Source organism: Reinekea sp., assembly GCF_982785585.1.
Genome location: NZ_CEYAVF010000002.1, coordinates 52,681 through 65,382 on the forward strand (window position 1 = coordinate 52,681; position 12,702 = coordinate 65,382).

Below are 12,702 nucleotides of genomic sequence, written 5' to 3' on the forward strand. Positions count from 1 at the left end.
TCAGCCTGACCCTAACCAACGCCGATTATCCCGGCGGTTTAACGGTTATTCAGCAAGTAAGTGTAGGCACCACTGGCTTAGCCAAGATCAAGCCTGCATTCAGCTACCAGAAAGAGTTCCGGCCAGACGGCTCAGTAACGGTGAATTTTACCAATACTACCGTCGATCCCAAAAACAAGAGTTTTGGACTCTGGTCTGTCACCTGGAACTTTGCCGAGCAAGGCAGGATACGTTCAGACGGGACGGGCTTAAACCAGACCACCAGCAAGACGTTCTTAAGCCCTGGCGAGTACCCGGCAACGCTGACCATAGGGTTTCGACAATCCAATGCAAGCGGTTGGTCCTGGGTTGAACAAAGTGTGCAACAAACCCTACACCTTTTCCCAGACCCAGTAGATGACTACTGCCTACCGGTTAGTAATGTGACCGAAGAGTATATTGAGGAATTTTCCATTCATAACCAACGTTTCACCAACGGCCAAGAAGGTGGCCTAGTCAATCCCGGCAACCCCATTGTCTTGTACAGTTCTGAGCAACATAACTTTGTCCTGACGGCCGGCTATCTCAACCCCGACGGGCTCAAATACGCAGAACACTATCACCTCTGGATGGATCTCAATCAGGATAAGTTGTTTGGTGATGGCTATTGGTTTCAGGATAAGAGCGAACGTTTGGCCACACACTGGGATTTCAGCTACACCGAGGATGGCCTGAATTATGGCCAGGGCTACGTGGCGGGCACTATCAGCCTACCGGCCCATAAACTGGACCAAGCGGTAACCCGAACCCGCATGCGTATTCTGCAGTTGTACGCCAACGGCGGTGACCTTGAACAACTCGACCCATGCTCCGATTATCAGTATTTTGGCAGTTATGGCGAAATCGAAGACTATCTGGTGGACTTGGTAAAACCATACAACCTAAGCGTGGCAGTGGAACAACAGGGCAATGAAATCGCCTTCACGCCCCTGCCAATCGAGCACAGCGAGATCGCAACATGGCAATGGCAATTTGGCGATGGCCAAAGTTCGAACGAATCGAATCCGGTGCACCAGTACAGTGTGCCCGGCCGCTACCAGATCGCACTCGACGTCTTCAGCAGCGAAGGCTACCGCCTGGGTAACTGGCAGCAGTGGGTTGTTATTCCGGAACCGACGGTAGTCAGATTTGACTATACCTTGTCTGGCAAAACCATTCGGGTCGACGGCAACCCCAGCCAGTATCCGGCAGGCTCAACCTTTGACTGGGACTTTGGCGACGACAACTCCAGCACCGCCAACGAACTGCTCGTCGAGCACACCTATGGTGATGCCGGCAGCTTCAGGGTCAGCCTGACGATTAGTAACGCTTTACTCCCAGGCGGCAAAAGCCTTAGCCGGGACGTTAGTATTTCCAAACCGACTAGCAGAAAGGGTGGTTCGTTTAATCCGCTGCGAATGCTCTGGTTGCTAGCCCTGCTGGGATGTCGGCGCTATTATCAGGTGACTTAATAGGCTGCAAAAATTTTGCGTGACCTAATAGCGGCGCTTTTACAGTCGTCAAACCACTAACAATGGATCCTCTGGAATCAACATGGATACCAGAGGGCTGTTTAACGATAGATCAATCAATCAATACTCAATTTTAGTTTGCCCATATAAGGCCTCATCTACTGCTCGCTCGCAAATCAACCAGTCTGTTGAGGTACGGCACAGGGCCGCGGCCTGATCAAGCAGTTCTATATTCTCTTCGATTAATGAAACTCTTGCTAATAACTCAACTCGTATGGCCTCGTCGGCCTCAACCTGAGCAAATGCATAGAGCGCCTCTTTCATTTGTTGGTTGGCGTACAATCGAGTCCTAATGCGCTCATCCTGGAATCGATATTGATTAACTTCAGCATTAGGCGGCAGCGCCAATTCGAGGTGGCCGGAGATCAAATAGGGCGTTGTACTAAACGAAATCACTTGCTTCGGTGCATCCCTAATATCGACGATATAGCCCATTTCGCTGAAAAGATACTCAAACAACCGTGAGGTCGTATCGATACAGGCATCTATATTGCTCGTGACGCAGAAGATTGTATTTTCATCCAAAATGGCCTGCAGTCGATCAGTCATCCCCCCTTTGGCATTGATTTCAATACTGTATACGGCGTTTTCCGTTAGCTCGAGCCACTCCTTGGTTTTGGTTTTTGTCTTTGAATAAAATAAAAATCTTACCTTAACCTTGGTCACCCATCTTTGATAATCTTCAATAGAACGAAAATGGAGTTTGGTGGTAACTGAAATTTCCAACCCTAACTTAAGATGGTGAATGAATTCACTCCCACAGAGCTCATCAATTGCGATCTCATCTTGAGTCAATACTGCGGCACCATAGGGAGACAGCTTTCTGTTTTCGATCGACCGATCCGTGGCATGGTAGAGCAGTTTGATGCTTGACGCAGAGGTCCTTGAATTTTCAGTGACCCTTGTGCTCAATGATGCACTAACCGATCCAGCGAACAGAACAAGATTTACACCGCCCTTTACTCGCCCATAGGTTTCCTCAAGATACCGCTCGTGGGACTTCAGGCCGGCATAACTGATATCGGCCTCGGTATTATTCCAAGTTACGATTTCCCCCATTACACAATGATTGCGCAGGGCAGACAGCTGACTGTCAAAACCCCGTCCAAGTTGATTTGCATTGAGGTTAACACCCGAGTAAAGACCGGCCTGCACCATTGAATGGCTTAGGCATGCAAATGCCAACATAAATAAGAGTGTAAATCGTTGAATGATCATAGTATCTCTCATTAGGCCGATATAAAAAGACTCACCAGTCGCGATGGTCTTTTTTATTGTTTAAAGTTAGCCAATAGTTCGATGAGCATCCTACGCGCTATTCATAGGTGGTTAAGGCAAATTCGCAAGGGGTCCACTCGAAGATTCCATCTGACAGATCCGTCATGAAGACAGGAGCCCAGCGCAGTTTCCGATAAGCCAAGGACAAGGGTTCGGTAACAAACCCAGCATTGGTAGCTTGTTGCCGAGCCCGTTCGCACTGCTCAACCTTGCGTGCAGTGGTCGGAATATCCAACATTGAGCGATCATAGGAAATCACGCAGCCCTCTCCGGTCGACCTACAAATCGAGTCGATATTATTCCAATAGTCAACACATAAATTCCCATAGGGATGCGTTTGGCAGTATTCCGCCGCATCAAAGAATAGCCAGGCGTTATTGTAAGCAACCGTCCGGAGTTGCACCACGTCTGAACGCTCGCTTTCTGGAATCCAACTGTAATAGGTTGAGAGAATGTCGGCGGCACGCTGCTCGTCCATCAAGGCTTTCTTATACCTATCCGTCAGTTCGAATAGGAGTTGATTCCTTGCGAAGCTAATAGTTTGGTACGCTGGGGCTAAGCGTTTTACATCGGCGGTAGATCGATCGTAGCGAGTCGTTTTGTAGCTAACCACGTTATAGTCAGATAACTGATTGAATTGATAACGAAAATCATTTTTCGCATATTGAATCGCTTGACTGAACAGATCAAAACAGGGTTGTGGGTAGCTTAAGGAGCAGGTCACTATATTATTCGGAATAATAGTAAGTAAACGGGTAGGCTCTCCCCCCTTTTGAATCGCCCTGACGGTTATTTTCACCGACTCCTTGCTTTGATCATCGAGAAAATCTAACTCTCCTTGGACATTCACTATCCCACCGGCTATATCAACGCCAAGGTAGCCACCGATTTCACGCTTGTCTTGGCTATTTAAATATTCTACGTGCATATTCACAAAGAGCTGCGCGCCATACTCGATTGAGGTGACAAACTCATCACCGGCTAACTCCATCAACCGCCCTTGATAGTCATTGGCAATGATTTCACCCACAGGGCTCAAGCTAAACCCCAAGTTCGCGTCGATGGGCAGAAACACCTTCTTCTTAGGGGTGGCCCCAGCAGTAAAGGTGTATGAACTGGCATACTCCGACTCCGCAGACTCCTTCGCAATATGAGCGCCAGCGTTTACCTGCACAGCACTGATATTAACCGATAGATCCACACTCCCGTTTAGGGCACTGAGTATCTCATCGTAGCTGGTATCGGTATCATAACGAAAGTCAAATTGCACACCGCCATATTGCTCACTCACAAGGCCCTTTACCGGCTGATGGTTAAGGAACTCGTGTGTTGAACTATTATAGGCGGTACCAATGAGTACGTGGTCATTTACCAGACCGGGAATGGTCGAACTAAAGTTATCAAGGGATTGGGATTGCAGTGCTGAGGGCGTCTTATCCTGGTTCACAGCCGCAGCGGTCAGACTGAAGACTGTAGCAAAACCTATTAGCATAAAACGGGATCCGATTTTTCTATTCATCTTGGTCACCCCGACTAATTAATTTTTAAGGTATGGTCTTCAACTTCACCATATCGAATATTTACACACGGATTGTCGCTGCCTCCGGCATAATCGTCGGTCACCCGCAGTCGGGTATAGCCGGTGTCGGCATCCTGCGGAATGACAAGATTAATCGAAACCTCATCGGCCTCGGCAACAATATTACTGATTACCATTTCATCCGAATCGTTTAAAATACCGTTACGATTCCAGTCGACAAATGCATGCCATGTACCTTTTAGACGCGGATGAAACTGCGCCTCGGTTAAGACTAGGCGTAACGTATCACCCCGATTAACCGGCATTATATGTCCGGAAAACTTCGAATAATTGGTTGCACCACTGGAATTGGTATACCCCCCCAAGCGGACACTTTTTATCGATAGATTGCGAGAACCATTTGAACTGATTGGACAATAGGTTCTGATGTCAATAGAGGTTAACAAGCCAATCATGCTGTAGCCTTGGGGTATAGTCTTACATCCTTGCTGCGATGACAGACCAGCCTGCCACTGACTTGGGTTTTCATGCTTAAAGTCACCAAATGTTGGGTACTGGGCATCAGCTCGTAAACCATTTTGTGTGTACAACCAATGGTTTTTTAGGTCGGATATCTTCTCTGCTTGACTGCGCGGGATCGTTGCACCATACATTCGCTCCCATGTCTCGATGAGCAAACCGTTATAACATTTTTCAAGCCACTGAAAACGACCTAATGCCTCTGTGGGCGTTAGTTGATCATTCCAAATTCCGTAGTTTGGGTATTCAGACCCATAGGCTGCGTTGCCGAGCACCAGCACCAGGCAGCTGACTATCAATGAAATTATTTTTTTAATCATTAATCCATTTCCTTATTAGCTATTTATAATGATTCGAGATCGAGCAGGCTGGCATCGTAAACATAGAGGTAGCCTCCCTGGCGAATATCTTGATTTCGCTGTCGACAAAAGTTACCAAGAGGATTTCTATTGCAGTACTCAACGGATTCCGCAAAGAGATATGCATTCGACCGGGCCTGTGAGGCCAACTCATTAATTTCATTTTTTTCTTCGCTGGTGAGATATGCGCCATAATAATTAACTATATTTTCTGCCCTGCGCTTATCCAACATGGCAGTCATCCAATCGTTACTAAGACGATTAACCGTTAATTTCGTTAGATAGCTGACATCATCATAGCCCGTCGGCGGGGTGAGAATAGACAGGTTTGGGCCTGATTGATCATAGCGGGCAGTAAACAACTTGACCGGATTATAGTTATCGAGCGTTTGAAATTGATGGATATAGGCCGACTTTAGATAGCGCACTGTTTCGGAAAAAAGACTGAAGCACGGTGTCGGATTGTTTAGGCTACACTGCATCAGGCCCTCTGGAATGATATCGGCCAACTCCATTGGATTACCACCAACCTGCATGGCCGAAATGGAGATTTTCACCGATCGCTTAACCTCCTCATCGATTAGCGACAGATCACCTCTGACACTCACCAGGCCATTGACATCTACCGATAGGTAGCCACCAATTATTCGTTTATCCTCGGCATTGCGATACTCTACTTTCATATTTACGATAAGGTAAGAACCATACTCGATAGCCGTTACAAACTCATCGCCCAGCTCTTCACCCCGGCTACCGGGATAGGCATTGGCTAACTGCACTGCGGCAAGAGTAGGTGCAAAGCCGTGCTCGGTATTTGGAATCAACCGCCTCTTTTTCGGTTTCAAATTAATATAGATGGTGTAAGTTCCGGTGTACTTGTCGGCGGCATTGTTCGACGCGTAAAGGCCGCCGGCATCTACACTGACAGCAGATAACTGAACGGATGCATCGAGACTGCCACTGACCATGTTCAGTAACTGCTGGTAACCCAAATCAACCGAGTAAGATATTTCACTTTCGGTATTGCCGTAACTATCGTCGATCATGCCGTTGACCGCTTGAAAACCATAAAAACCCAGTTTGTCACTATGGTATGCAGTACCCATCTGAATATTATCATTTTCAATGCCGAGAATTTCAGTTGCCCACAGAGGTGTCGAGAGAAAACCTGCAGCCAATATCGGATAGAGGCAATAGATCATGTTTCTTGTTATAACAATGACGTTATTTAGTATTTTGATCATGGGAGCTTCCTGTATGAAGCCGCCAAAATTTTTCAATAACCGTTAACACATCGATAGCCCAAACAGCGGGCTGACTGCTTCGCTAAATGTTAGGAAAGGCGGCGAATTAGGGCCAGCAGAAACAACTGCCGACCCACAACGGCTATTTTAAAGAGTTTAGGTAATCTTCATGCCACTCTATCGGCAGCGAGAGCAGAACGCCTTCTACCGTTGTAGGCGCCTTATCTTTAAAGCTAAGGGCCGACTGGTAGCCCAGATCACCGATAGCGATGCCATTGGCAAACATGACTTCATGGGCGTCATCCTCACCCAGTATTGGCTCAAGTTCTAGGTTATGAACCGTATCGTTGAACAACTCCTTGCCAACCGACAGCACGGTGGTGGTACCTAAGTCAGTAGACAAGCGATCGCCGGGTTGCACTTCCTGCGCCCACACAACACCGCGATTCGTGGTCACCACTGGGTGTGTCTCGGTTAATAGCAGCCTATGACCTTGATCATCTCGGATCTCGATCATGGGCAGGGCTTCATATCCAATAGAGGTATCCATAACTCTCATAAGGCCACCCTTGCCAGCGACCAAGTCTCCTATGATGAGCTCTTCAATGGGTTTGACCGCACCGGCTGGCAGGGTGATCAGAGTGCCCTTAGCAACACAACTGTATTCGAAATAGAGATAGGGCAGCTTCTCCGCTAAGACCCAATCGGTGTGATTGCTGGCGAGGTCAGCATTTTCGGCAACGAATACGGTTTCAATCGTCTCGGGGTTACCATATTCATCGGTAAAGGGGCTGAAACGATCGTCCGTTGTGGCTATATCACCATCCATGTCAATGGTGTCTTGGGACTTCACCTTAATCCGTATTTCCCACTGCACATTCTCAAAACGTTTGAACATGGTGCCCGCCGTTGCCGCACCTACACCGAAGACCGCATCTTCCATCGGTATATCCCAGGTCAACCTAGTACCAACGAAGCCCTCGACATCGACAAAGTGACGAATCTCAATGTAGTCAAAAAAACTACGTGCATCACGTGGGTTGCGCATGCTCGCCCATTCACCATTGGCACCGGCATTACCCGCCATTATCCAAGCTCCGGTTTCATTGCCCGTTATGGCGGCATCACCCTCACCCGGTGCATAGACTTGAGTAATTTCATGAAAGGTTTCAATTTCGCCTTTCAGGGGTATCTTAATCTTCAGTTGCGCATTAGGCGTTTGGGCGTCGTAAAGTTGAGGAATATCGCAATCGCCATGATCTCGGTTGAGGCAGACCTTGATATTGGGAGCCTGACTGGCCTTATGTTCTGGTGTTTGGTCAGGTGCTTCTATCTTGAGCAATCCATTATAGCTGCTAAGGCCGTCGCCATTCATCAGTGCTCGCGCATAGAGTCTGTTGGTCATCTTATGGAACAGGCGCTTGCCGCTGTTGTCCTGTGTCATCGCAAAGGATTCTATACTGAACTGATCACTGGGTTGGTAGTTATCGCGTATAAAGGCTGAATCAACATCCCCTAACGCCACAGAGCGATTGGCTTCGCCGGCATAAACGCGCCGTGATCCGGGCACGCCGATCTGTCGTCCGGCCGGGTCTTTGAGCACCACCGTGGTATAGGCGAAGGCAATATTGCCGGTTACATTTACTGTCGCACTGTTAAGCAGCCGAACCTCATTGGTGATGCTACTGAAGAAGCGTTTCGGCATCAAAACAGAATGGTGCATGGCTTCCTCTTCTGGCGCCAGGCCGGCCTGCAACACATAGAGGCTAGGTTGCATCAGGGCTTCGGCTCGAGCCTGTTCAACCATCCGATAAAACATCGGTGAGGCCTCCGCCGTGGTCTGTGCATAGCCTAGGTGTTCCATGATAGTGGCAAAGTCTGCACTGTCGGCCGGGTTCAGGTAGCCGTGTTGGCCTGAGCTGGATGGGTATTCCGGCTTATCGGCGCGGCTATCAGCGCTCTTCGATACCACCACTGCCGAAGACCTGCTGTTCTTCATGTCAGCGCTCACCAAGCTCAAGCTTGCTAGGCTAGTGATTATGGCTACAGCTATGAGTTTCCTGTTCATTTTTGTTCCTCACATGTTAGTCAGATAAATCTATGACTCAGTGCATGGCGATGAGCCTGAGCCCCTAGATGGGTGGATTGCCTCTTACTCGATGATCACAATGTAATCCTCAACTTCGCCAGAGCCTTGATCGAGGCTTATCAATTCACAGGCATCTGGTACGGCGTCTGATTTGACAATCAGCCGCAATCGCGTCGGACCGGTCGGCGCATCGACCGGCAGGGCAACTTCAATCCAAGTCGTTGCAGGATTATTACCGCCGGTCAGATAGATATTTTCATCAATATCAAATCTATGGTTTTGGTTTAGGTCCAGCCAGGCACCAATCTTTTTACTGCTGGTCGCGGAACCTACAGCGGTAACGCTGATCCATATCGTTTCCCCTCGAGGTAGGGCTTGCTTGAGCAGTTCACTACCGTAAAGGGTGTAGCCTTGCTCGGCTCCGACAGCGCTTGAATTGATCAATATGTTCCACAAACCCTTATGATGAATACCTACTTTTCGGATATAGAGACCATCAACGACGCTGCCTGCAGCGCAGTAGTCGTGGTCTGCTGGACCGTCGGCTGTAAGGGAGATTCTTTCTTGCACCGGATACTCTGAACCTAATGGCGTGGTCAATATAAGTTGAACGCTGTAGTCACCGGCCTGGCCGAAATCGAACCGAGCCCCGTGGGTCGCTGCAAATTCGGTATAGCGGGCCTGATCCAGGTGCCGATATTGCCAGGACCAGGTTGCCCCTGCCGGTACCGACTCACTGCGGTTCTCAAACTGCACCACGGTGCTATCCGCTACCACGCCATAACTAAAGGCGACCATTGGCTCGGGCATAGGGTCCGGCTGGGTCACCAGCGTCACACGATAGTCCTCATACTCGCCCATGCTTGCTCGACCGCAGGGCCGGGAAGCACTGGCCCAATCCATCAGCACGCGCAATCGGGTGGTCTGGCCCTTATTGGCGGGGCTCCCACCGGTCAGATCGATGGCGCCCGTAATCGCGCCCTGACTTCGGGTCTCGAGTAGTGTCTCGCCCGGATCGCTGAAGTCGTGATCGCCGTTTAGATCGGCAAACACCATCCAACGGCGGAAATAGAGATCATCGTTTGGGGTAAGGATAATGCTGTTTTCGCCTGCCAGGTTCAGCGTCAAGGGAGGCTCTGCGGTATAGTCGGCATAACCGCCCGGCTCGGTCTCCGACACCGCCATGGCCGTACCATTGAGGCTAACTTGGCGAATGTAATCGGCTCCATCGCCAGACCCGCTTGGGATGCAGTAGTCTGGTGCTAGATCAATTTCTCTCAGATAGTCATCTTGCTGGCTGGGCGCTTGGGCTCGAAGCCGAACGACGAGGCGGTCAGCACCCGCAGCGGGCAGGATATCGACCGTGTCCGCTAGCCGCTGGGTTACCTGATCGATGCTGCCATCATCGCCCAGATCCCAGTCATAGACCGGGCTGGTGCTTGTACCGACGGAACTGGTATTGCGCAACTGCAATCCATCGAACACACGCTTATAGTCAAACAGGGCTACCAACTCGGTGTCGCTGGTGGTCATAATATCGACCTTTGCAAAGGCTCGGATCACCGCGTAACGAATCGCCTCGGCGTTCCAGTCGCTCGGTAATGCGCTGTTGTGGGCGCGAAAGGTAGCCGCCGAGTCCACGATGCATTGGGCCGCACTCTCGTACTGCATAATTGGCACCCAACAGTTGGCAGCGGCGGTCAGCCAGAGGTCAAAGCCGATCAAGGGCGTCCAGCCACGCGCTGCGTTGTCGGTCACCAGATGGAAAAACGCGCGATTAAAGGGACCTGCCAGATGATGGCCAGTGACCTGGTAATGCCGATCCTTGGGCGTATCGATCGACTTACCATCGAGCGACGGTTGCTCAAAATAGCGCGCAGCGTCTGCCAAGGTGGGCTTGAAGGTGGCGGCGGCATATCGCCAATCATTTTGCTGAAAGCTTTGCTGCGCTATGGCGTATTCCGTTGCTTCGCCAGCGATGTCGGCAAAGGACTCGGCGATGCCCATCGATGTGCCGCCCCCCTGGCTCAGCAGGCTGTAGTGTTCCAGTACCGCGTGGGCCAGCTCATGGCCGAGTGTATCGGGTGCAACCTTGGGGTAGAAATAGCGTGCGCCGTCGCCCAGCGCGATAAACTCGCCATTCCAAAAAGCGTTATCGACATAGCCATAGCGAGCCTTGACGATTAAAGGTCGACCGATCTCATTGAGCGGCCCCTTGGCTCGGGTGATGGCAAAGTTGGCGTACAGATTGAAGGCGACTTGGGCGCTGTAACTGGCATCGTTGAGCGGTGAGTAGGCGCCTGTTGGGATCGAGAGATCCTCTTCATGGAGCCCTTTTTCGTTGCACGGGTAGCGATAGGCGGCACTGGCGTCTGTGCCGTTCAGCACCTGGACGTTGTTTTGCCAGGAGCCGTCTTCGGGCGCAACACCCAGGGTGCAATCGGTGCCGCTGCGGGTGACCAGAAAGGTGCCGGCGCTGAGGGCATCGATGGCCTGACCGACCCAGGGGTATTGCTGCGGCCCGGTCATCAGGTTACCGCCTGGGCCGCTGCCGGCTTGGGACCCATAATGCAGGCTATCCTGCACGGCTAAAATTTCGCCACTGAAGGCATCGATCAGCAGCTGAGGTCTTAGGTATTTACCTATGTCCTGATGCTCTGCATAGAAGGATAGGCGGATTACCTGTCGCGCCTGGCCGGCAATAATGCTGATTAACGATTGTTGCGCCCATTGGCTAATCGCCCAGTCGCCTTCTGCCGCTAAATTCTGCAAATAGTTTTCTACGATGTCGTGCGGCTCAAACGGCATGGACACCTCAGCCCATTGGGCTGCATGCTGATTGTGCAGTGCCAAATCAGCATCCAAGTCGTCATACACGGTCCCGTACAGGCGAATAATTTTGCCGGTCTTATCGAGATAAACGGCAACAACCGAGTCCGCCACATCGACACCCTGATAGGTCTGTTGCAACTGCCGAAAATCAGGCGCGACAACGTCTGATGTCACATCACGGAAACTTAACATGGCTCTTGCACCGAGGTAATCAGATACCCGCTGGGCTAGGCTGCTGGCCGACCATGATACGTCTCCATAGGTTTCTTTACCGGCCTGTTCGCCAGAGACCACTGGTGACAACCTCGAGAGAGGGGTCGCAGAAAAAGTGGCCGCAGAGGTTAACACCAGACCCATTAAAGGGATGAGTTTGCAAAACTTGTATGTGTTTTTAATATTTTTTTTAAGTAATAACATGGGCACCTCAATCCAGTGTGCAATACAGAATGAGTTAAATATTTTTATTTAAATTCGCAGAAATAATCCTGTATCGATCGTTAAACCATGGCCAAACTACCTCGATTGGCCAGGGCATTAACCGATCACAACGATACGAAACTTCAGTTCAGGTGTAACGGCTTAGGTGGCGCATTATCTATCCTTGCATGCTGTCGGGTGAACTAACTCGGTTGTCCGAATCCTCTGGACGGTTACGATTCAGGCGAGCAATGATTCTAACTCTGCCGTTCCGAACCGCGCACATGCCAGTCGATACGCAGCAATAGCAGCCAGAGGCATAACGGCAGTGCGAAAATTACAGCGCCGACTTTCGGTAACCGATTACGATCGAGTATTTTTTGTTGTTGGTAGAGATTTCCGTTCTGACTAATAGACAGTGTAACGATTATTTCTTGTGTATCTTTGGGCAACCTGGCGACATTATAAGTATGACGATGGCTCGCTTGAAAACTGCTCATCTCACTGATTTGGCCATCGCCGTAGTTCCATGCCCACTGAGCGCTGTCCAGATAGTGATTGGAATGATTTATCAAGGTCACATCAGCCGACCCAGGACTTACCTCTATATCAAACTCCAGTTCCGGATTGGGTTGGGGTTTCGGATCGGGTTGGGGTTTGGGTTTCGGATCGGGTTGGGGCTCCGGATCGGGTTGGGGTTTCGGATCGGGTTGGGGCTCCGGATCGGGTTGGGGTTCCGGATCGGGTTGGGGTTCCGGTACATTGATGGCCTGTTCTGCTTGAACTTCCCGGCCATCCGCTAAAGTGAGCATCAGTAACACGCTGTAGTCACCGGCCTGGCCGAAATCGAACCGAGCCCCGTGGGTCGCTGCAA

The 12,702-nt window shown here is 50.3% G+C and carries 8 protein-coding genes and 1 pseudogene; 1 reads left to right on the plus strand and 8 read right to left on the minus strand.

Annotated features, from left to right (window positions below):
* Window positions 1–1,490, plus strand: a 1,490-nt coding sequence (locus AC4FIC_RS01320) for a PKD domain-containing protein (protein ID WP_490359364.1), incomplete at its 5' end; no start/stop codon positions are given.
* Window positions 1,491–1,610: 120 nt separating this feature from the next.
* Here the strand turns inward: AC4FIC_RS01320 and AC4FIC_RS01325 are convergent.
* The 8 genes and pseudogenes from AC4FIC_RS01325 to AC4FIC_RS01360 form a co-directional block, all read right to left on the minus strand.
* Window positions 1,611–2,768, minus strand: coding sequence for a hypothetical protein (locus AC4FIC_RS01325; RefSeq protein WP_100256621.1), 1,158 nt, complete (start codon window positions 2,766–2,768; stop codon window positions 1,611–1,613).
* A gap of 97 nt (window positions 2,769–2,865) precedes the next feature.
* The gene (locus tag AC4FIC_RS01330; protein WP_227003772.1) at window positions 2,866–4,347 is read right to left on the minus strand and encodes an internalin; all 1,482 of its coding nucleotides are present in this window, start codon (window positions 4,345–4,347) and stop codon (window positions 2,866–2,868) included.
* A 14-nt stretch (window positions 4,348–4,361) separates the two neighbouring features.
* A complete protein-coding gene (locus tag AC4FIC_RS01335) occupies window positions 4,362–5,207 on the minus strand; it encodes a GEVED domain-containing protein (protein ID WP_100256619.1) in 846 nt (281 codons plus the stop codon).
* Between the two features lie 23 nt (window positions 5,208–5,230).
* Window positions 5,231–6,490: a hypothetical protein gene (locus AC4FIC_RS01340; protein WP_193437323.1), complete on the minus strand. Its 1,260-nt coding sequence runs from the start codon at window positions 6,488–6,490 to the stop codon at window positions 5,231–5,233.
* 142 nt (window positions 6,491–6,632) lie between these two features.
* On the minus strand, window positions 6,633–8,489 hold the full coding sequence (locus tag AC4FIC_RS01345) for a Hint domain-containing protein (RefSeq protein WP_100256618.1): 1,857 nt from the start codon (window positions 8,487–8,489) through the stop codon (window positions 6,633–6,635).
* A 153-nt stretch (window positions 8,490–8,642) separates the two neighbouring features.
* Entirely contained in the window at window positions 8,643–9,149 is a 507-nt protein-coding gene (locus AC4FIC_RS01350) for a GEVED domain-containing protein (protein WP_474339795.1), read from the minus strand.
* A gap of 273 nt (window positions 9,150–9,422) precedes the next feature.
* Window positions 9,423–11,828 (minus strand): annotated as a pseudogene (locus AC4FIC_RS01355) (M4 family metallopeptidase); the annotation flags it as partial.
* Window positions 11,829–12,085: 257 nt separating this feature from the next.
* Window positions 12,086–12,702 (minus strand): hypothetical protein (locus AC4FIC_RS01360; RefSeq protein ID WP_490359365.1); only part of this gene is annotated, 617 nt, incomplete at its 5' end.